The organism is Methanobacterium veterum, from assembly GCF_000745485.1.
GTDB lineage: Archaea > Methanobacteriota > Methanobacteria > Methanobacteriales > Methanobacteriaceae > Methanobacterium_D > Methanobacterium_D veterum.
Window position 1 is genome coordinate 152620 of sequence record NZ_JQJK01000008.1, and the last position, 22042, is coordinate 174661.

The following is a 22042-nucleotide window of genomic DNA, read 5'->3' on the forward strand; positions in this document are numbered from 1 at the left end:
ATTCCAGTTTAATCTTAAATCATAGATTTAAAAAATAAACTAAACTATAGTTAAAAAATAAGCAACAAAGCTAATTTTTTAAGTTTTGCTATGTTGTATTGAATTAAACAATTAATAGCTAAGTTTAAGATTTAATGGATTCAGTGATGAATGGAATTGTAAAATAAAAGATAGATCCATTACCTGCTTCTGATTCAACCCACATTCTACCGCCGTGCCTTTCTATGATTCTTTTAGAGATTGATAATCCAATTCCAGTTCCTTCATATTCAACACTTGTATGCAGCCTTTTAAACACTTCAAATATTCTGTTAAAGTACTGAGGTTCTATTCCTATTCCATTATCTGCAACTGAAAAAATATATTCATTTTCACCTTCAAAGGCCGAAATATGGACCCTAGGATATTCATCGTCCTTTTTAAACTTTATAGCATTACTAATTAAATTTTGGAGAAGCTGAATAAGCTGCCCTTCGTCTGCAACAACTGCAGGAAGCTTATCATGAGTAACTGTAACATTATTCTCTTTAATTGCAGCATTTAAATTATATAAAACTATCTCAAGAAGTTCTTCAGTATTCGTCGACTTCAATTCTCCACCCTTTGTACCAACACGAGAATAATAAAGCAGACCCTGGATCATATCCTTCATGCGTATGGCAGCCTCAACTATAAAATCAATGAATTCATCTGCATCATCATCCAGTTTATTTCTGTAACGTCTTTCAATTAATTGAGTATAACTTGCAATGGTTCTAAGCGGCTCCTGAAGGTCATGGGAGGTGATATATGCAAACTGCTGTAATTCATAATTAGAACGTTCAAGTTCTTCTATGATCTCCTTAAGTTTCTCTTCTGCTTGTTTTCTTTCTGTGATATCACGCGCAGCAGCAAAAACACCAATAATATCATCAGACTCATCACGATAGACCGATGCATTATATAAAACAGGGGTTATATGTCCTTTTCTATGTTTGATTTCAAGCGCATAGTTGAACACTTTTTCATCCTGAAAAACCTGCTGGTAAACCTCTCTGGCCTTTTCAGGTTCAGTAAAATAATCTGAAAAATCAGTGCCAATAAGTTCATCCCTAGAATAACCCGTGATTAACTCGGTAGAATAATTTACATCATTAATCTTTCCATCAGGACCAATAGTAACCATAGGATCTAAACTGGCTTCGATCAAACTACGATTATACATATTTGCCAGTTTAAGCTCTTCTTCTGCCCTTTTTCGTTCAGTTATATCTCGACCAATAGTTGAAATAGCAACAAGTTCTCCAGAAGTATCAAAAACTGGAGAAAGTGTTATTGAAACATTGATCAAACTGTTATCTTTTCTCAGCCTTAAAGTCTCATAATGCCGGATTCTTTCTCCATCTTTAATCTTTTCAATTAATCTCTTTGTTTCTCCCTTAAATATATCTGATTCTAGGATAGAAATAGATTTTCCGATTATTTCATCAGCCGCATATCCATAAATTTGTTCTGCTCCCCTATTCCAACTTATAACAGTGCCGTCAAACGATTTAGTTATGATAGCATCGTCCGATGACTCAACAATATTTGCAAATATCTGAATTTTCTCTTCAGCTTTTTTACGTTCAATTGAATACTTAATAGAACGTTCTAACAATGTACTTTCTACCTGCCCCTTAACAAGATAATCTTGAGCTCCCATCTTAACCGCATTAATTCCAGTCTTCCCATCAGTTAATCCAGTTAAAATTATAATAGGAGTTTCATGACATTTTTTATTTACCTCAATAAACGTTTCAATACCATCACTATCTGGAAGGCCTAGATCTAACAATATTACATCGAATAATTGGAATTTAAGGATTTTAAGACCTTCATTTAATGTTTCAACGTTTTTAAGTTCATATAAAAAATCAGTAGATTCCTCAAGCATAAACTCAATTAAGCCCGTATCTCCAAGATTATCTTCAAAGAGTAATATTTTAATAGTTTCAGTGTTATCCATAGGTTTAAACCATCCTTACATGAATGAACCATTGCCCTTTGAAGGTAATTTTACTATATCCAGCCAGAAATTTTCTATAGACTTAATTACTCTTATAAATTGATCAAAATCAACTGGTTTGGTTATATATGAATTAGCATGAAGATTATATGATTTAAGTATATCTTCCTCCGCTTTAGAAGTGGTTAAAATGACTACAGGTATTCTTTTAAGCTCATTATCTTCTTTTATTTCTTTAAGAACTTCACGTCCATCTTTTCCAGACAAATTCAAATCTAAAAGTATTATATCTGGACTTGGAACATTTGAAAACTTTCCTTTCCTATGTAAAAATAACATAGCTTCTTCCCCATCTTCTGCAATATTAAGATTATTCATAATTTTTGCTTCCTGGAAAACTTCTTCCACCAGTCCAATATCGCCTTCATTATCTTCTACTAAAAGAATTTCTATTTGTTTAACTGTCTGATTTGCCGTTGTATCTTGTTTAATTGTCATTTATAACACCTTTTTGTAAATAGAAAAATTTTGAATAATACTTAATAATTACTAATTTTTGATATGACCTACAGGTAGCGTGAAATAAAAAATTGAACCTTTACCCGGTTCTGATTCTACCCATATATGTCCTCCATGCCTTTCTACTATTTTTTTACAAATTGAAAGCCCTATTCCTGTTCCGGGATAATCTCTTCGTTTATGTAATCTTTTAAAAACTTCAAAGATCCTTTCACCGTGTTTTGGATCAATTCCAATTCCATTGTCAGCGACTGAAAGTATCCAGTTGTTATCTTCTTTTCGGACGGAAATAGTAATTTCTGGTGTTTTTTCACTGTGGAATTTTATAGCATTGCTGATTAAATTCTGGAATACCTGGGCTAACTGAGTAGAATCAGCCATTATAATTGGTAAATGATCATGAGATATAACAGCTCCACTTTCTTTTATAGATAGTTCCAAATTAGATAAAACTTGATTTAAGACCAATTCGCAGTCTGTGGATTCAAATTCTCTGGCCCTAGTGGTCACTCTAGAGAATTCTAAAAGATCATTTATTAAATTCTGCATACGTGAAGCGCCATCTACTGCAAAATCAATGTATTTATCAGCTTTATCATCAAGTTCGCCGTAATATCTCCTTTGTAAAAGCTGCAAATAACTTCCAATCATCCTTAAAGGTTCCTGTAAATCATGGGATGATACATAAGCAAACTGTTCCAGTTCTGCATTTGAACGGGCGAGCTCTTCTATTTTCAATTTTAACAGTTTTTCAGCTTTTTTACGTTCAGTTATATCACGTGCTGCTGCAAAAACACCGATTACATTTCCAGATTCATCTTCATAGACTGAAGCGTTATATAAAACAGGAGTTATGTGTCCCTTTTTATGCTTAATCTCAAGGGGATAATCAATTATCCATCTATCTTTAAACACCCGCTTGTATCCTTCCCTTGCTTTTTCAGGTTCAGTGAAATAATCTGAAAAATCAGTGCCAATAAGTTCATCTCGAGCGCGACCAGTAACTGCCTCTGTAGCACCATTTACATCGGTGATCTTCCCATCGGGGCCAATAGTAACAAATGGGTCTAAACTGGTTTCAATCAGGTTACGGTTATATTTACCTGCAAACTCGAGCTCTTCTTCCATTTTTTTACGTTCGCTGATATCTGAATTAATTTCTAAAATGGAAACAGGATTTTCTTTCTCGTCTTTCTTAAGTACCTGCCGGCTTAGTACGGTGATTTGACTGCCATCACGTTTTGTGTGTACTAATTCACCACCCCATTGGCCGTTATTAATTAATTCCTCGTCTACCTCTTTTAAGGATAGTGGAAACTCAGTTTTGAGTAATGAATGAGTAATTTTACCATTAGCCTCTTCCGCATTCCAACCATATATTTTTACAGCGCCATCGTTCCAGAATAGAATCTTATTTCCCATATCTCGAACTATAATAGCTTCCTGGGTTAAATTAAGTAATTCTGCCTGTCTTTTAATCTCTTTTTCTGCCTGTTTAATTTCTGTAATGTCACGTGCAGCAGCAAAAACACCGATTACGTCCCCATCTTCATTTCGGTAAACCGATGCATTGTATAAAACAGGGGTCACATTTCCATCTTTATTTTTAATTTCCAATGGATAATCAAATACCCAGCCTTCTCGAAATACCTCTTTATACCCATTTCTAGCTTTTTCAGGTTCAGTGAAATAATCTGAAAAATCAGTTCCTATAATCTCATCTCTAGAATATCCAGTTACAAGTTCTGTAGAATAATTTACATCAGTAATTTTACCATCAGGACCAATAGTAACTAAAGGATCAAGATTAGCCTCGATTAAACTACGATTATAATTGTTAGCAAACTTCAAAGACTCATAAGCTTTTTCTAGCTCCAATGTGCGTTCTTTAACCTGAATTTCCAGATTATCACGTGCTTCCTTCAATTCAGCCTCGGCTTGTTCACGTGATATACGCAACCTGATTACATTTATTCCATAAGCAAGGTTTTCAGCTAATTCTGTCAGTAGTTTAACCTCATCATCTGAAAAGGAATCCAGTTCTGTTGAATAAATGGTTAGTGCACCAAAAACTCTCCCATACATCTTCAAAGGTAGAACCAGTGAAGATGCATAACCCCTTTCAATTGCATTTTCACGCCAGAGGGCAAATTTTGGATCTGAATACATATTTTTACAAGCACTTGGTTTTCCGGTACGAATGGCAGTTCCTGTTGGACCACGGCCGCGTTCAGTATCTGCCCATGTAATATTTAACGTTTCAAGGTATCCTTCTTCAAATCCAGAATATGCTACTGGTCGAACAGTTTTAGCTTCATCTTCATCAGCATAACCTACCCATACCATGGAATGACCGCAGTCTTCCACAATAATTCGGCATACCTCTTCAAGGTACTCTAACTCATCTTTAGCACGTATCATAGCCTGACTACTATTACCAAGTGCCATATACGCTTTATTAAGCCTGTTAAGTTCTTTTTCCTTTCTTTTACGCTCATTAATATCACGCGCGACATGAACACTTCCCTGAAGCCTTCCTTCAGAATCATAGAGCGGGGAAGCACTTACAAGAAAATCACCACCCCAATTGTCCCCGCAGATTTCTTCTGTATGCTCAAGTCCATCTTCAATTAATAGTTTATGCGGGCAAAAAGAAGGTGGTTCGCAAGTTCCATGGATAATCTCATAACAGGCCAGGCCAACACACTCTTCAGGAGTTATACCAAATTTATCTGCCATAGCCTTATTTGCACGAATAATTTTATATTCAGTGTCCAATATAGATATTAAATCAGGTACAGCCTCGAAAGTGTGTTCCCATTCCTTCTTAACTTGAATAGCAGCTTCTTCACTTTCTTTTAAAATACTATTTGAAATGAGCCTATTCATAGCAATTGCAATTTGATCCGCAACAGCTTTCATTAAATCCAGTTCTTCATCTGTGAAATAAGCGCGAGAATTAGCACCAAATGAAAGAGTACCTATACTTAACCCTTCTATCAATAGGGGGTGACATGCGTATGCCTGTACACCATACCCTTTTACCAAATCTGTCCTTGTATCTGGTGTTTCAAAGATATTTTCAGAGACTATTCTGCGCGATTCGAGGGCTGCGCATCCACAGACAGCTACTCCATAATCTAACCATTCAATTCTCTTTGCTTCTTCTTCAGGGATTCCAGAATAAGCATTTAAATGCAAGCATCCCTTCTCTTCATCCACTAAATAATTGAAAAATACATCGCATTCTAAAAATTCCATGGTTTTATAACACAAGTCATCGATGATATCCTGTGGGTTTTCACTTGTCAGCAGCCTGCTGGAAACCTCTGCTAGGAGTTCATTACGCCCATGATTCCATAAAATTAACTCATTTGCCCTTTTTTGTTCAGTAATATCAGTATTAGTACCAAACCAGCGCTGAATATTGCCCTGTTCGTCATGGATTGGTATAACTCTTGTAAGGAACCAGTGATATTTACCGTTTTTACCCCTTAAAGGAAACATGTTATCATATGGCTTTCCTTCTTTGATACTCTTAGACCATTCTTCAGTTACAGTATCAATGTAATCTGGGTGATGTACCTTCTGCCAGCCCCATCCCTGCATTTCTTCCAGCGTTGTGCCGGTATAATCATACCACTGCTTGTTATACCAGAATATCCATCCTTCTGCATTTGCCATCCATGCAAGGTTAGGAATATTGTCTGCAAGAGCTCGGAAACGTTCTTCACTCTCCAGTAATGATTTATTAATTTGTAGCAGTTCATCTCCCTGCTGCCTGAGCTCTTCATTAGCAGCTTGAAGTTCTTCTGTGGTATCCTGCAGTTCTTCATTGGAAACCTGTAGTTCTTCTGTTGTAGCCTGTAATTCGAGATTGGCAGTTTGCAGTTCATCAGTAGTAACCTGCAGTTCTTCATTTGAGACTTCTAACTCTTCAGCAAACTGTTGTGTTCGCTCTAACAACTCTTGCTTCTGTTTTTCAGCCATTTTTCTCTCCGTTATATCTCTAGCAATTGTTGAAATAGCAACCAGTTCTCCAGAAGCGCTGAAAACAGGCGAAAGTGTTACTGAAACATTTATCAGTTCACCATCTTTTTTTAACCGTAGTGTCTCGTAGTGATCAACTTTTTCTCCATTTTTAATTTTATTAATCAATTTTTTTGTTTCTCTGCGAAGTTGAGGTGGTTCCAATATTGAAATAGGTTTCCCCATAATTTCCTGAGCTGAATAACCGTAAATTTGTTCTGCCCCTATATTCCAGCTCATAACAGTCCCATCAAATGATTTAGTTATAATAGCATCATCTGAAGATTCCACAACGTCTGCCAATCTTTGAATGTTTTCTTTTGCTTTTTTATCCTCATTGATGTTACGGGCAATGTGGACACTTCCCAGCACATTTCCAGACTCATCTTTTATTGGAGAAACGGTAGTAAGAAAATGTCCACCTAAATTTTCATCAGTTATCTCTTGACTGTGCTCATGACAGTCCTGCATCATTTTTGCATGAGGACAGCCTGAAATTGGAGATTTAATACCATGGATAACTTCAAAACATTTCAGCTCTAAACACGAATTTTGAGAGTTATTTAAAACCTTCGAAGATTTTTGGTTTCGTATGACCATTGACATTGGTTTATTTGCCCAAATAATGTTAAATTCAGTGTCTAAAATAATTATAAGATCTGGTGATGAATCTAAAACTGATTTCCATCCTTCAATATTTCCTAAAAAAGATTTAATCAATTTTCCTTTAGTGTTCATGTTATATCCTGTCATTTAAGTTTTGTAGATCACGTTAATTAACTGCAGATATTTACCAAAATAAAATTAAAATTAGTTTCTGTAATCAGTAGATAGTTATTAAAATGCATTGTTTATCCATTTTAACTTTTTCTATGACGTTTAAGTCTTATAGACTTTGAAGGTTTTACCTTTAGTTATTATATATCCTAATTAAATCCAAGAATTATAACTTATTGGTATTCATTATTTCTATAAAATTTATGTATAATTGAGACATCTTTCCATAAATAATTTGTGAAATTAATTTAAGTGAAAATCTACCAGTTGATAAAGTATTTATTTAAGAAAATAAATGATTATCAACATAACTAACATTTTTTACAGTATATTACTAAATTTTAAAAATGACAAAAAAATAAAAATTAAATTTCTTCATTTAAGAAGATTCTTAGACTGACAATAACTTTTTCAACTGCTTCAGGAGAAGATCCACCTATTACAGTCCTTGCTTTTACATTTTCATATGGATCCAGAGCTTTCCTTATTGACTCATCATTTAGATCTAATGATTTACCCATTATTTCATGGGCAACTTTATCTAAAAACTTCGAATCAATATCATCAAGAGAGACCTTACTCTCAAGAGCTTTCGTAACCATCCGACCAACTATTTTATGGGCTGTTCTAAAAGGCATGTTTTTTTCACGTACCAGTATATCTGCTAGCTCAGTTGCAGTGGCAAAATTAGATTTTGCAAGTTCTGCTGCACGTTCCTTATTTACAGTGATACTTGATAACATGCCATTCATTATACTGAGTATGGCTTTAGCCGTATCTACAGAGTTCCAAAGGTGAGGAGTTACTTCCTGTAAATCTTTATTATAGCTGTAGGGTAACGCTTTTAAAATAGTCATAATGGTCATCAATTCCCCGGTGAGAACTGCGCTTTTTGCCCTTGCAAGTTCTGCAATATCAGGATTCTTCTTTTGAGGCATGATTGAAGATGTTGAAGAATATTCATATCCAATCTCAATTACTCCAAATTCATAAGTACTCCAATTTATAAGCTCTTCACATATTTTACTGATTGTAGAACCCATCATTGAAAGAGAAAAAACAGTTTCTGCAATAAAATCCCTTGAACTCACACCATCAATTGAATTCTCCATAACTCTACTAAATCCAAGTAATTTTGTAGTCATTTCCCTATCAATAGGAAAACTGGTTGTAGTTAAAGCTGCAGAACCAAGCGGATTCATATCTACTCTTTTATATGCATCCATAAGTCTTTCATAATCTCTTCGCAGTGCATTAGCATAGGCAAGCAAATGGTGTGCAAATGTAGTTGGTTGAGCATGCTGTAGGTGAGTGTAACCCACAAAAATAGTCTCTTTGTGCTCATCAGCCATGTCAAGAATTTCTTCAATAAAGCGGAGTATAGAATTACCTATTAATTTAATTTCTTCCTTTAAAACCAGTCTAAGATCTGTAGCTACCTGATCATTTCTTGATTTAGCGGTATGCATGTAACCTGCATCTGCACCTATTTTAGAAGTTACATAATTTTCAACAGCCATATGGATGTCTTCAACTGAAATATCAAGATCAAGAGCTTCAATACCTTCTTCTTTAAGGTCTTTAAGCGCTTTTAAGATATTTTGCGCTGTTTCTTCAGGAATTATTCCTTGCCTTGCAAGCATGGTAGTATGTGCAGTGTTAAGTTCAATATCGGCTTCAAAAATGCGTTTATCAAATTCTAAAGAAGAGTTAAAAGATGCAGCTTCATCGCTCATCTTTCCCTTAAGTCGTCCAGATCTTAAATTCAAGAAATGTCACCCTGTTTAATAAATTAAAATAAAAATAAACCCATATTTTTGGGTTTTGAGTGTAGTTTAATATTATTCTTTGTTTTTCCACTGTGTGTAACCGCATTTTCCACATGCGTATCTGTCTCCATGGTCTGCCATGAAAACACCGTGTGAGCATCTTACACATTCAGGGTTTTTTCTAACGAGTTTGTTATCTTTAACTTCGTAAAGGTCACATTTTTTCATTAGTTATTCCTCCTCTGCTTCTTCGCCTTCTTGAGGTTCCTGATTTTTAGCTAAAACATGTTTAGTTTCAATTTTGTTTAAGTTTTCTTCGTTGTCGTAGATCTTTGCATATCCTTCAGCTTTACCTTCTCCAAATTTAGGTAAAACTTTATCAACCACTAAAAGGTTTTTATCTGCATCGAGTAGTGCGACAAGTTTATTTTTAATATCTAAAGTTTTTGGAGTAGCTTCTCCAGCGTATGTGCAGTCAAAGTGTATTTCAGTTCTGTTTAAAAGTGGATTTTCAATTTTTTCTTTAATTTCGATTTCCATTATTTAACCTCCTTGTTAAACCTTTTTCTCAAAGTGATCCAGCATTTTTTTTGCTATATCCCTTATCTTATCAGCTTCAGCAACCACAAGACCTTCTCCAGGTTGCCCATATAAAATTACAGTATCTTCAGGGGCCATTAAAACACAAGGAATCACAGCTAAATCTTCCTCACCATTTACTATTATTAAAACATTAGATTCTTCGGCGGTAGCAAGATGTTTAGCTTTTTTTATGGTTTCCCAGAGTTCATCTGTTATTGTCCCTGGTGGATTGTCAACATTCAAAGTGATTGCATTATACTCAATTTTATGTTTAGAAATTTCTCTTTCAATTTTATTATCAATAATACCAATTTTAGGTATTATATCTGCATTTAAAACATTGTTTGTGGTAGCATCTCCAATTGAGATTATGAAATGATTTTCAAGAAAATCTCGATCTACCTCGCACAAAGCAGGGTAAAGTTTACCAAATGGTTTTTTAAAAATTCCCCTACTTTCTTCTTTAAGTACTAACACATTTTAACCTGAATCTTTTATAAAATTATCTGACTCTTAAGGCATACTCACCGGGAAGATTTATGTTAAGTTCCTGTGCAATACCTGAGTTTTCTGGATCAAGTACTATCAGAAAACCGCTCCAGTTTTTTGAAGATGGTATATTGCATATGGCACATCTTTCTTCTTCCATCAGCCTATGACATCTTGTACAAGCTTTTGTAACCATTATTTCTTCTTCCTTTTCTCTTTTTCAATCCATTCAGGTCTTCCAAGGCCAGGTTGCCTCATTGTAAGGCCTATCTTGGTTTCTTTGGAGGATTTTCCTTTAAGACTTAAAGCTACAATCCTTGCACGGACTTTATCTCCTTCTTCAAGAGTTTTTTTGGATTCTTTTCCAAGCAATGCTCCTCTCTTTGAATCGTAATTTATGTAGTCATCAGTAACCTGTGATACGTGTACCAGACCATCCATTGGTCCCATTCTGACAAAGGCTCCGAATTCAGTTATTTCAATAACTTCTCCTTCTACAATTTCCTGTAGCTCTGGCTTGAAAAATAGTGCTGTAAAAGTGACGTTATGATATGCTGCACCGTCGCCCATTATAACCCGGCCGATGCCTATTTCTTCAATCTCTTTTACTGTAACCATTAAACCAAGCTTTTTGTCAATCATCCCGACATAATTTTCATTTAGAAGTTCAAATGCTATTTCTTCCAGTGGTTCATCAAATAATGTCGGTGGAACTCTTACAGTATCCTCAATTTTTGATATTAAATACAATTAAACTCCCCTTGTACGGTTATTTATTTAATCCATATTTTTGTATAATTCTATAGAATGTTTTACAGCTTCAAATGCTTCTTCAGCATGTTCCCATCCTAATACTTCTGTAACTTTTCCTTCAAGAGTTTTATACTCCTTGAAAAAGTGTGCAATTTCATCTAGGAGATGACTAGGAATATCATCGATATCATTAATATCTTTATACCTTGGATCATTAACAGGTACGCCTAATATTTTATCATCTTTATCATCACCATCGATCATCCTCATGACACCGATAGGTCTGGTTTCAATTACACATCCTGGAAAAGTTGGCTGATCCATAAGTACCATAACATCCATTGGATCACCATCGTCGTAAAGTGTTTTTGGAATTATTCCGTACTCTGCAGGGTAATGAAACGGAGAGTATAAAACTCTATCCAGTGCAAAGGCTTCCATATCTTTATCGTATTCATATTTATTCCTTGATCCCTTTGGTATTTCAATTACAGCATATATCACTTCTGGAACTGATGGTCCTGGTTCTAAATCCTTCCAAAGATTCATATATTAATCCTCCAAACATTTTCCAAAAAAATTATTATTATTAAATGAGTTTAAACATTTTAATATAAAAATATTTAATTTATAAACCTAAATATCCTTCAACTGCCAGATACTTCTTCTGACGTAAATATACAACAGTTAACCCTTTATTTCGTGCCCTTTTCTGAAGGCCACCATCATTTGTACATAACACTTTAGATATTCGAAGTAAAGCGTCATCAACTCGTTCTTTATATTTTAAATCAATATCAATTACATTGATATTAGATGACTCTATTAGTTTAAGGGCAACTGATGCTGCAATTCTGTCTTTTCCCTTTGATCTCTTCTTTATATTTTCAAGTTCGCCGGTAACAAATGACGGAACCACAAATGTGTAATTTGGTAGAATTCGCTCAAGTTCTGCTAAAATATCAACATGAAATTGAGCGGGTATCATAAAAAATTTGCGTCGAGTACTGCCTCACGTTTATTTGATGATACCATATCCAATTAACCTCCATCTTGCACCAACACGTCGGCTTAAAGCGACTCTCTGGCCAGATTCTGCACAAACAGGTAATTTAAGTTTTACATCCACTTCGTTTTTTCTGGCGCTTGTTACTACACCAATGGTTGTTGTTGTTCCTATGTTAATCATAAGTGGTTCTGAAGATTTTATAGGTTCCACTACTCTTTCTTCTTTTGTACCTACTACCCTTTCAAGAAGATGAGTTGCCATTGTGAAATCATGTAATATTGGTGGAAGTGTCTCTGGTTCTCCTGCAACTGATCCAGATAAAGAATCTGCTTTAGTTAATGCTGGATCTAGTTTAGTACCGACAGCTATAAGGCCTCCAGGCCCTACTTCATCTACAGCTTTACCTGCTGCAACTAAACCTGTGATTTCAGAGTGTAAGCTCATCCATGAGGTTTTTCCTTTCTTTTTAACCTGAATCCCTGGCTTAACTTCAAGTTTATCTCCTACTTTGAGTTTTCCTTGAGCTAAGGAGCCTCCTATAACTCCACCATCTATCTTTTCAGGAATACAACCCGGTTTGTTGATATCAAAGGATCTTGCAACGTACATTTTAGCGGGTTTATCTAGTAATCTTTCAGGAGTTTGAATTCTTTCCTGAATAGTTTCAATTAAAATATCTACATTTGCACCCTGTTGAGCTGATATAGGTATTATAGGTGCATCTTCTGCACAGGTACCCTTTACAAATTCCTTTATTTCATCATAACTTTCTATAGCTCTTTCTTTAGAGACTATATCAATTTTATTTTGGACGACTATGACATCTTTGACCCCTATAACATCTAAAGCCATAAGGTGTTCTTTTGTTTGTGGTTGAGGACATGGTTCGTTTGCAGCTATTACTAATACTGCCCCATCCATTATCGCCGCACCAGATAACATTGTTGCCATGAGTGTTTCGTGTCCGGGAGAATCTACAAATGATACTTTCCTCAATACTTCTGTTTCTTTACCACAGTGTTCACATACAAGGGCTGTGGTATAACATTGAGGTTCTGGACATTCGGTACACTGCCTAAAGGTTATGTCAGCATAACCTAATCTTATTGAAATTCCTCTTTTTGTTTCTTCACTGTGAGTATCGGTCCATATACCTGATAAGGCCTTTGTAAGTGTAGTTTTACCGTGGTCAACGTGTCCTACAAGCCCTATATTTACTTCAGATTGTACTTTCACAATTACACCTAAATCCTATCTTTCAAGATTAATCTTATTCAGCTTCTTCAGCGCCTAAAAGTTCATCTATACTTTTACTGCCTTTTTCTGTGACAATTGTATTAATTTGAACTATATTATCAGATACTGTGTTTCCACGGATAGTTTTCCTTCTTCTCTGTCCAGCTCTTTTTGGTTCAAATCCAAGACCGCCGGATAACAGACTTCTTATTTTCCTCTGTCCATCGACATCTTTTTTCATAGGAAAACCATTCTTATCGCTTCCGCCAGTTATTTTAAGTTTGTAACCGTCTAAACCTACTAAAGAAGCATCTATTTCATCGCCGATTGTTAAACCGTTTAATTTTTTTGATTGTGCTTCATCAACGTCTACTTGGTGACTCTTTGCGCCTTCTGAAATGACTAATTTAAATGCCAAATTAATCTCCTCCAATTTTTATATTTTATTAGTCCAATACGGATATTTAAAGTATCACATTCCCCAATGAGGATTTTCCTTTCTTTTTATATCCACTATCTCATTTAATATTTCAAACTCATCCTCAGTAAGCTTGTTTTTAAGCTCAGACACAAGGATCTTATAGTGATTTTCAGGTATATCCACATAAAGGACATCCCCTTCATCAAAGTCCTTACCAAAAATTGCATCTTTTATACTCATAGCAACTTTTTGCCCTTTGGATGCTGATTTTAAATTTTTTCCTTTATCCTGCATGCCTTCTACTTTTCCAACTCGTGCCCCATCTCCTCTAATTAAGCCGTAATCCTGCTTAACTGTACCTGATAAGACTTCAATACCTGCTATTGCAGGTTTACTATTCCTGAATATTAATTTAGGAATTATTCTAATTTTAGCTGGTTTTATTATAGCATCAAGCCATGCTTTTTTCTTTCTTTCTTCTGCAGCTTTTATCCATTCATCATAATCTTCTATCAATTGATAAATGATATTTGATGAAAACAGCTTAATTTCAGAAGATTTTATTTCTTCAGCTGCGGAAGGCAGAACTTTAACATTGAAAGCAACGATAACTCCATAAAGAGGATCTTCATTTTTAACAATTGAAGCATCTACCACATCCCTTCGAGAAACATCTCCAATATCTGCAGCCCGTATTGGAATTTTCATATCTCTAAGTAGATTCACAAGCGCTTCAAGTGAACCAAGGGTATCTGCCTTTACAACAATTCCAAGCTCATCAGTATCTATTTTTATGTCTTCAATTTCTTTTAAAATTTCTTCTTTAACATGCTCAAAATCATCCCTCGCAACACGCAGAGGTGATCCTGACATTGCATTTTCAATATTTGGAGCTACAATTTTAATACCTGCAGCTGCAACAACTTCATCGATCTTTTTAAATCGCTTTTTAGCTTCTCGTATCTCTTCAAGAGGATTCGGTTTTAAAAGGGACCTTATACGAGTAGTTATAACATCATTTACTGTCATAACAGCAATAGTATCATCTTTTTTCAGTATACCATCATAGATTACAGCATCTATGGTTACTCCAAGTCCAACTTCTTCCTTTACCTCAAGAATAGTTCCTTTTGCAGGAGCATTTTCTTCTATTTTGAGCTGTTCCTTTAGATATTGTTGAGCAAGTCCCATGAGCATAGCTAAAAGTTCAGGTACTCCTTCACCTGTTTTTGCACTTATAGGGACAATACTTATTTGTTTTGCAAAGTTACTGATCCTATCAAATCTTTCAGATTCAAAGCCTTCTTCATGTAAAATTCCAACCAGTTCATAGACACCAGTATCTAATTTTTCCCGTACACTTTGAGGTTGTTTAGGAAAAGTTTCTAAAAAAGGAGCTCTCTCATGTGTTTGCCATCCATATATTTTATCCATTTTATTTGCTGCAACAATAAAAGGAGTTTTATACATCTTAAGAATATTTAAAGCTTCATAAGTTTGCGGTTTAAATCCTTCATTTAAATCCACAATCAGTATGGCCACATCAGCAAGCGCTCCCCCTCGTTTACGAAGAGTTGTAAATGCTTCGTGTCCAGGAGTATCCACAAAGAAAAGCCCAGGAAGAGTCTCTTTGATACCCAATTTTTTGAGAAATTCACCACCAATGTTTTCAACAACTTCTATTGGCACCTCTGTTGCTCCAATATGCTGAGTTATTCCTCCAGCTTCCTTTTGAGCAATTATACTACCTCTTATAAAATCTAAGAGTGTGGTTTTTCCGTGATCCACGTGTCCGAGTACTGAAACTATTGGTGATCTAATTTTCAATTTTGACCTTCCTAAAATTAAAGATAATAAAAATTTATTCGTATATCAAACTTTCATCAGGTAGAGCATATTCATTGATTTCAGAATCATTGAAAAATAATGCAATTTCCCTTTTTGCAGATGCTGAGGAGTCTGAAGCATGAATTATATTTCTACCAGTATCAAGGGCGTAATCCCCTCTTATGGTTCCAAGATCTGCTTCTTTTGGATTTGTAGCTCCAACCATTTTCCTGATAAGGCTTATACAATCATCGCCTTCAATTACCATTGCAAGAACTGGTGCTGATGTAATATAACTTACAAGATCATTAAAGAATGGTTTTTCTTTGTGTTCTCCATAGTGTTCTTTTGCAAGTTCTTCAGAAATATTCATCATTTTTACAGCTACAAGTTTAAGACCGCGTTCTTCGAACCTGGTTAAAACTGTTCCCATGAGCCTTCTAAGTACTGCATCAGGTTTAAGCATTACAAAACTTCTTTCCATCATTGTTTAACCCACTTAACCTTTCTTGGGACTCTTCCTAATTTAATCCTATTTTTTTCACATTTGCTGCTGCAGAAGAAAAATACAGTTCCGTCTTTTCTGACGTACATTTTTCCAGTACCCTGGTGTATTTCCTGTCCACAGAATGAACATGTTGCCATATCAAACACCTTCTCAATTATGGAGTACGGATCTCTTTAGCTTCTCTTATTGTATCGAGTAACATTAAGATGTCGCCTTCCCTTATAGGCCCCATAATATTTCTTGTTAATATTCTTCCTTTATCTCTTCCTTCAAGTATCCTACATTTTACCTGCATGACCTCTCCAGTCATACCAGTTCTTTTAAGAACCTCAATTACTTCAGCAGGAGTTGCTTCTGCCATATAATCACCCTGAAATTATTAAAGTGAGGAAGGCTGTTACCTTTTTTAAAAGCTGTTACCTTCCTTAAAAAAAGTTAAATTATTTTTTGAGTTCTTCGACTTTTTCAACAATTTCGTTGACTAAATCTTCAGCTTCACCTGCATCGGTTATGACTGCAGATGCAGTACCAACATTTAAGCCTGCTGCTTCTCCTAATTCATCCTTGGTTGGGATGTATACATATGGAGTTTCTTTTTCTTCAGCAAGTACAGGTAAATGTGCTGCTATTTCTGGAGGATCGATATCCTCTGCCATAATTACTAATAACGCACTGCCTCTTTCTATAGCTTTGGTTACTTCGTTTGTTCCTTTTCCGACTTTACCGGTGTCTCTTGCAATTTCTAAAGCCTCAGCAGCTTTATCAGCTATTTCTTGTGGTACATCAAATTTCACATATATTGCTTTTGCCATGTAATTTACCTCCTTTTTCATCTGGTTTTTATACCATCCATCGGCATGATCTTAATTTCAACTTTTGTCTATATAAAAGTTTTTGCCAAATAGGATTTTAACATTAAAAAATATAGTTCAATCTAATTATTCCCGCACGAAGCTTACGAAAAACACAATTTTTAGAGCCCTCGAACATAAATGTTCAGGGGGATCGAAAGCTGTCAAAATTCTTTGAATTTTTGAGCGGTTGGTTCCAATCTAAAATAGTTTTAATTAAAAAACATTAGAAGAACTAGTATATAATAGATATAAAATCATTACTTATATACTTTTTTGTGTCGCCATATAACATGATAACCAGCTAAAATGTTGATTTTTCAAGGAAATAAATCATAAATCAAGTTAAATTCAATAACAAATCTTACCAAAAAATATCTTCAAGTTTAAATTAGAATACTAGTTTTTCAAGGTCAAGATTATATCCCACTATACAAACGCTCCCCAAGGAAAGATGGTAATTTTTCATCTTCAAGAGCAGTAACAACTTCATCTATGTCATATTTAACTCTATAAATCACAGCTTCTTTAGCAAGTACGTCTAAAAAAGCAAATGAAGCCTTACTGTTACCATCTCGCGGCTGTCCAACACTTCCAGGATTCAAAACAAGCTTATCTCCAAATTTCCTTATAAAAGGCACATGAGTATGGCCCATTATCAAAATATCCGCATTTTCAGATTCAAGAAAAGATTTTAATGTAGAATCAGTAGTAGAAGGAAAAATATATTCACTTACAGGATCTCCAGGACTGCCATGAACCATCATAATATTTACACTATCTATTTTAATCTGGATTTTGCGTTTTAAATCACGTAAAAATTCAATATTTCTATCTTTTATAATTTTTCTTGTCCATTGCATTGATTCTTTTGCATAACGATTAAATCCACTGACATCTCCAGTTACACACGCAAGATCATGGTTTCCAGTTACAGAAATAGCTTTTAATTGCCTAAGTTTTTCAATACATTCATTGGGTTGCGTGTAATATCCAACAATATCTCCACAGCACAGGACCCTGTCAGAATCTATCTTTTCAAGTACCCTTTCTAATGCACTTAAATTACTGTGTATATCAGAAATAACAGGTAAAATCATAGAGAAATTATGTAAAAATAACGGTTAATATAAGTAAAAAACAAATAAAGAAAGAAGTTAAAAGGCCTATAACCTTTTAACAGCTAATTCGACGTCTGATGCTTTGACGGTTTTCCTTCCAGCGTGTTTTGCGAGTTTAACAGCTTCTGAAGCTATTACTTCTCCTTTTTCTTCTAAAGCTTTAGCTAAAGCTTCCCTTGCGTCATCACTGACTCTTTCCGCACCAGCGTTTTTTATTATTCTTCCAATTGGAGCAATTGGTAATTCAGCCATAAACAATCACCTCATTTTTATTTTGTTATTATAAAGTGTTCGAATACTCCTATATATATTTATCGTTTTTTTCTATGATTATTTGAAAATCCATATGGTTTTTGGCCAGTTGAAGTCGATCCATATGATAACTGGTCACCACAATTTAAACCATATGATTTTTTGACCTACTTAACCAAATTATATGATACTTGCTCATTGAAACATGAACACTATGATTTTGAGTGTACCAAAAAAAAAATGAGAGCAAAAGATAAGTCAAATTTAGTTAAAAAAAAAGCTGTGGGGAAATTGATTATCCCTGGCTTAAAATGCGTGAAAGCTCGTTAATATCTGCATCAATTTCAACAGGCTTTACACACGCATCTATAGCAGTATTAGGGTCTTTTAATAGGTGACCAGTTACAATACAGACTACCTGCTCATTTTTATCTACTTCGCCATTTTCTACAAGCTTTTTAAGGCCTGCAATGGATGCTGCAGACGCCGGCTCTACCCCAATTCCCTCAGTTCTTGCAAGTAATTTTTGAGCGCTTAAAATCTCTTCATCAGTTACAGTTTCTGCAAAACCACCAGATTCATTTATTGCCCTGATAGCTTTTAAAGCACTTACAGGTGCTCCTATCCGTATTGCAGTTGCAATAGTTTCAGGATTTTCAAAAGGAACAATATCTTTTTTATTTTCACGTATTGCCCTGACGATTGGCGCTGCACCTTCAGCCTGAATTCCAGTCATCATTGGTAGATCTTCCATAAATCCCGCCCTGTGGAATTCGTTAATTCCTTTCCATATAGCAGAGATGTTACCTGCATTTCCAACAGGCAAAATAATCCTGTCTGGTGATTTCCATCCTAGATCATCTACAATTTCAAATCCAATTGATTTTTGCCCTTCTAATCTGAATGGATTTACTGAATTTAAAAGATATAATTTACCTTCAAGTGCGAGCGCGGTTACAGTCTCAAGGGCTTCATCAAAGTTACCCCTGATCGATAGAACTTCAGCACCGTGGAACATAGCCTGAGCAAGTTTTCCAAGAGCCACTTTTCCAGAAGGTAAGAGCACTACACATCTTAATCCAGCTCTTGCTGCATAAGCTGCAAGAGATGCAGATGTATTCCCAGTAGATGCACATCCAACAGTGCTTACTCCAAGTTCCATGGCTTTTGTTATTCCAACACTCATTCCCCTATCTTTAAAACTTCCAGTTGGATTTGAACCTTCTACTTTAACGTAAAGTTCTACGCCCAGTTCTTCACCAAGCTTATCACATTTGCAAAATGGAGTTCCTCCTTCTTCAAGGGTTACAATTCTAGCCGGATCTACAGGCATGAATTCCTTATATTTCCACATAGTAGATTTTCTGCAATTAAAAACATCTTTTGAAACGTCAGGTTCACATGTGACTTCCAGTATGGAACCACATTCTTTACAGGTGTATATTATTTCACCTAAATCATATTCTGCTCCACAAGTTATACATTTTATCATAAATAGCCTCCAATGGGTTTGACCATTTTAGTCTGATTAAAGTAATAAAAACAACATATTACACAATCTGTAATTGAGTATAAAATTTCTAATTCTTAAATATTCCCCTGATAAAATTAACAATGAAAAAATACATTGAATAATTAGCACTTTTTCAATTCCACTATTTTCTAAACTTAATTAAACTTTTATCCATTAATCTATTCTATTTTCAGGTATTTACTTCCATTTTGTTAGTATCTCGTCCCTGCTGAAAGTGGCCTTACTTAAGTAAAATAAAGCTGCATCAATAATGAAGAGGGTTACTGATATTAAAAATAGTGTGGTGATGCTAAGGGATATTGCATTTGCTACAATTAAGAAGTACACACCCATAAATGGTATAAATAAAAGAAATGCAAGTTGATTTGCAGTTCTCACATCATTGACCCTTGAAGATATAATAACATTTAGTTGAATGCTTAAAATAGATGAAAGGGGAACTGCCAGGAGCAGAATAAACACCATGCTCCAATTAGGGAAGAAAAGATAACCAATAGCATTATACGTGAATAAATCTATAAGCACCATGAAAATAATAGAACTAACATATATCACACAAATACATGGAAGGAACGAAGCTATGGTCTTTCCAAACAAAAGTTCAGAGTCAGTTGTGGGCGTTGCCAGAAGCGGTTCTAAACTTTTCTCAATCTTTTCGCCTAAAATACTGTACGAAGCAAGGGTACTTGGAATGATATAAGCTAGTATAACATAGAAATATGAAAATGCATTCATCAATATTATAATTTCATCTGTCGGAGCATCAGGCCTAGTCATAAACTGGATAACCAGAGGTAAACCAATTGACATTAAGAGAGGAACAACTATCAATGAGTATATAATACGTTTCTTTCTACGGAATATGCTGAAGTCCTTAGTTGCGATAACCCATGATTTCCAGAGCTGCATTTAGTCTCCCCTCACAAATTTCAAATAAGCATCTTCCAGCGTCGGACTTAACTTGGTAACATATTGAACCTGACCACCAGCACGCACTATTACATCTACAACGGTTGGATTCTCTTTTTCAGGATTAACTAAGTCAATAATTAGTTTATTATTATCTGTTATGATGTTTTTTAGCGGTAGTTTATCTAATGCTTTTAGAATTTTATCAGTTATCTGTTCTAATTGAATTACTGTTTTATTTCCCCAAACTGATTCTTCTAATTTTTCAGGAGTATCTATTACCATCAGTTTAGTGTTAAATATCCCAATTTTGTCACATGTTCGCTGCGCTTCATCAAGATTATGAGTATTTATAAAGATAGTTTTCTTCTCCTTTTTCAGTTCAAGTATAAAATCCCTGACCGTTTTTGATGACTCGGGGTCTAAATTTGCCGTTGGCTCGTCAAGGAATAATATCTCAGGATCATGAATAAGGGCGCGTGCTATGGCAAGTTTTTGTTTCATTCCTTTAGAAAATGTCCCAACTGCCGCATCTTTTTTATCCCAAAGTCCTAGCATCTTAAGAAAATGTTTAATATTTTCTTTCCTCTGAGTCTCTGTGCATTCGTATAATTTCCCATAAAAATCAAGGTTTTTATAAGCAGTTAAGTCATCATACAAGCTCACATTTTCAGGAAGCAGCCCAATAATCTTCCTGATCCTCAAGGAATCCGCATCATCACTTATATCATAACCTGATATCCTGGCATCCCCGCTGGTTTTTGATATAAGGCAGCTGAGCATTCTCATCGTAGTAGTTTTTCCTGCACCATTTGGCCCCAGGAAACCAAAGATCTCTCCTTGATCTACATGCAATGTAAGATTATCTACCGCAGTAAATGTGCCAAACTTCTTTGTAAGATTTTCTGCATCGATCAAAGTGCATCATCTCAGTTTCATTTCATCTTCTTACTTGAAATATGGATAATCCAAATTAAATATAAAAAAACTTTGGGTTAATTATTTTATAATAATGCTGGAGTGAATTTAGCCAATAGATACAGGTCTTCTTCACCTGCAATTACCCTATGTTGGATATCTGGAGGTATAACTACTGAAACACCAGGTATATACTTAATGTTTTTATTTTCAAGGAATCCAATGCCTTCACCCTTTAAAATCTCATGTAATTCCAATTTTCCCTCATGAATATGAGTGCTGATTTCACATCCTGCCCCAATCTTAACCAAATGACAGCTTAACTTATTATCAGTTAATCTTCCTTCAACCAAATGTTTAATATATACTCCTTCAGACGTGGTTTTATTCCACTTTAAATCATTTATATTCACTTCTTCACCAATGCAAAAAGCTTTACCATTATTTAATACGTTGAAAAATTCCATTAAACTACCTCACAAGTGTATGAACTTCATCCAAAATAGGCTTCCCAATTGATTTACTCTTTCGAATTTCAATTTTCACCAACT

Annotated in this window: 24 protein-coding genes; all 24 read right to left on the bottom strand. The window is 35.0% G+C overall.

Going from position 1 to position 22042, the window contains the following annotated elements; translation table 11 throughout:
* Window positions 1–124 precede the first annotated feature (124 nt).
* Window positions 125–1987, bottom strand: coding sequence for a PAS domain S-box protein (locus tag EJ01_RS16235; RefSeq protein ID WP_052375724.1), 1863 nt, complete (start codon window positions 1985–1987; stop codon window positions 125–127).
* A 15-nt stretch (window positions 1988–2002) separates the two neighbouring features.
* The gene (locus tag EJ01_RS00850) at window positions 2003–2485 is read right to left on the bottom strand and encodes a response regulator (RefSeq protein WP_048080043.1); all 483 of its coding nucleotides are present in this window, start codon (window positions 2483–2485) and stop codon (window positions 2003–2005) included.
* Window positions 2486–2536: 51 nt separating this feature from the next.
* Window positions 2537–7273: a PAS domain S-box protein gene (locus tag EJ01_RS17720; protein WP_052375725.1), complete on the bottom strand. Its 4737-nt coding sequence runs from the start codon at window positions 7271–7273 to the stop codon at window positions 2537–2539.
* A 404-nt stretch (window positions 7274–7677) separates the two neighbouring features.
* Window positions 7678–9081 (bottom strand): argininosuccinate lyase, encoded by a 1404-nt coding sequence (gene argH, locus EJ01_RS00860; protein WP_048080044.1) that lies wholly within the window; start codon window positions 9079–9081, stop codon window positions 7678–7680.
* 72 nt (window positions 9082–9153) lie between these two features.
* Entirely contained in the window at window positions 9154–9309 is a 156-nt protein-coding gene (locus EJ01_RS00865; RefSeq protein WP_048080045.1) for a 30S ribosomal protein S27ae, read from the bottom strand.
* 3 nt (window positions 9310–9312) lie between these two features.
* Window positions 9313–9621 (bottom strand): 30S ribosomal protein S24e, encoded by a 309-nt coding sequence (locus EJ01_RS00870; RefSeq protein WP_048080046.1) that lies wholly within the window; start codon window positions 9619–9621, stop codon window positions 9313–9315.
* Between the two features lie 15 nt (window positions 9622–9636).
* A complete protein-coding gene (locus EJ01_RS00875; RefSeq protein WP_048080047.1) occupies window positions 9637–10140 on the bottom strand; it encodes a GTP-dependent dephospho-CoA kinase family protein in 504 nt (167 codons plus the stop codon).
* Between the two features lie 25 nt (window positions 10141–10165).
* On the bottom strand, window positions 10166–10348 hold the full coding sequence (gene spt4, locus EJ01_RS00880; RefSeq protein WP_048080048.1) for a transcription elongation factor subunit Spt4: 183 nt from the start codon (window positions 10346–10348) through the stop codon (window positions 10166–10168).
* Entirely contained in the window at window positions 10348–10893 is a 546-nt protein-coding gene (locus tag EJ01_RS00885; protein ID WP_211251406.1) for a DNA-directed RNA polymerase, read from the bottom strand. Before EJ01_RS00885 ends, spt4 begins: the two co-directional genes overlap by 1 nt.
* Before the next feature lie 36 nt (window positions 10894–10929).
* Window positions 10930–11454, bottom strand: coding sequence for an inorganic diphosphatase (locus EJ01_RS00890; RefSeq protein ID WP_048080050.1), 525 nt, complete (start codon window positions 11452–11454; stop codon window positions 10930–10932).
* 79 nt (window positions 11455–11533) lie between these two features.
* Entirely contained in the window at window positions 11534–11893 is a 360-nt protein-coding gene (locus tag EJ01_RS00895; protein WP_048080051.1) for a type II toxin-antitoxin system VapC family toxin, read from the bottom strand.
* Window positions 11894–11923: 30 nt separating this feature from the next.
* A complete protein-coding gene (eif2g, locus tag EJ01_RS00900; RefSeq protein WP_048080052.1) occupies window positions 11924–13150 on the bottom strand; it encodes a translation initiation factor IF-2 subunit gamma in 1227 nt (408 codons plus the stop codon).
* A 34-nt stretch (window positions 13151–13184) separates the two neighbouring features.
* Entirely contained in the window at window positions 13185–13568 is a 384-nt protein-coding gene (locus EJ01_RS00905; protein WP_048080053.1) for a 30S ribosomal protein S6e, read from the bottom strand.
* Window positions 13569–13622: 54 nt separating this feature from the next.
* The gene (infB, locus tag EJ01_RS00910) at window positions 13623–15398 is read right to left on the bottom strand and encodes a translation initiation factor IF-2 (protein ID WP_048080054.1); all 1776 of its coding nucleotides are present in this window, start codon (window positions 15396–15398) and stop codon (window positions 13623–13625) included.
* A 34-nt stretch (window positions 15399–15432) separates the two neighbouring features.
* Entirely contained in the window at window positions 15433–15885 is a 453-nt protein-coding gene (gene ndk / locus EJ01_RS00915; RefSeq protein WP_048080055.1) for a nucleoside-diphosphate kinase, read from the bottom strand.
* Window positions 15882–16043, bottom strand: a complete 162-nt coding sequence (locus EJ01_RS00920; RefSeq protein WP_048080056.1) for a 50S ribosomal protein L24e — start codon at window positions 16041–16043, stop codon at window positions 15882–15884. Before EJ01_RS00920 ends, ndk begins: the two co-directional genes overlap by 4 nt.
* A gap of 17 nt (window positions 16044–16060) precedes the next feature.
* Entirely contained in the window at window positions 16061–16267 is a 207-nt protein-coding gene (locus EJ01_RS00925; protein WP_048080057.1) for a 30S ribosomal protein S28e, read from the bottom strand.
* 79 nt (window positions 16268–16346) lie between these two features.
* Entirely contained in the window at window positions 16347–16718 is a 372-nt protein-coding gene (gene rpl7ae, locus EJ01_RS00930; RefSeq protein ID WP_048080058.1) for a 50S ribosomal protein L7Ae, read from the bottom strand.
* Window positions 16719–17176: 458 nt separating this feature from the next.
* Entirely contained in the window at window positions 17177–17857 is a 681-nt protein-coding gene (locus EJ01_RS00935; protein WP_048080059.1) for a metallophosphoesterase family protein, read from the bottom strand.
* A gap of 66 nt (window positions 17858–17923) precedes the next feature.
* Window positions 17924–18130: a histone HfoB gene (gene hfoB / locus EJ01_RS00940; protein WP_048080060.1), complete on the bottom strand. Its 207-nt coding sequence runs from the start codon at window positions 18128–18130 to the stop codon at window positions 17924–17926.
* Between the two features lie 295 nt (window positions 18131–18425).
* A complete protein-coding gene (thrC, locus tag EJ01_RS00945; RefSeq protein WP_048080061.1) occupies window positions 18426–19622 on the bottom strand; it encodes a threonine synthase in 1197 nt (398 codons plus the stop codon).
* Window positions 19623–19841: 219 nt separating this feature from the next.
* Window positions 19842–20573: an ABC transporter permease subunit gene (locus EJ01_RS00950; protein ID WP_048080062.1), complete on the bottom strand. Its 732-nt coding sequence runs from the start codon at window positions 20571–20573 to the stop codon at window positions 19842–19844.
* A complete protein-coding gene (locus EJ01_RS00955) occupies window positions 20574–21491 on the bottom strand; it encodes an ABC transporter ATP-binding protein (RefSeq protein WP_048080063.1) in 918 nt (305 codons plus the stop codon). It abuts the gene before it with no gap.
* A gap of 86 nt (window positions 21492–21577) precedes the next feature.
* Window positions 21578–21958, bottom strand: a complete 381-nt coding sequence (locus tag EJ01_RS00960; protein WP_048080064.1) for a cupin domain-containing protein — start codon at window positions 21956–21958, stop codon at window positions 21578–21580.
* Between the last annotated feature and the right edge of the window lie 84 nt (window positions 21959–22042).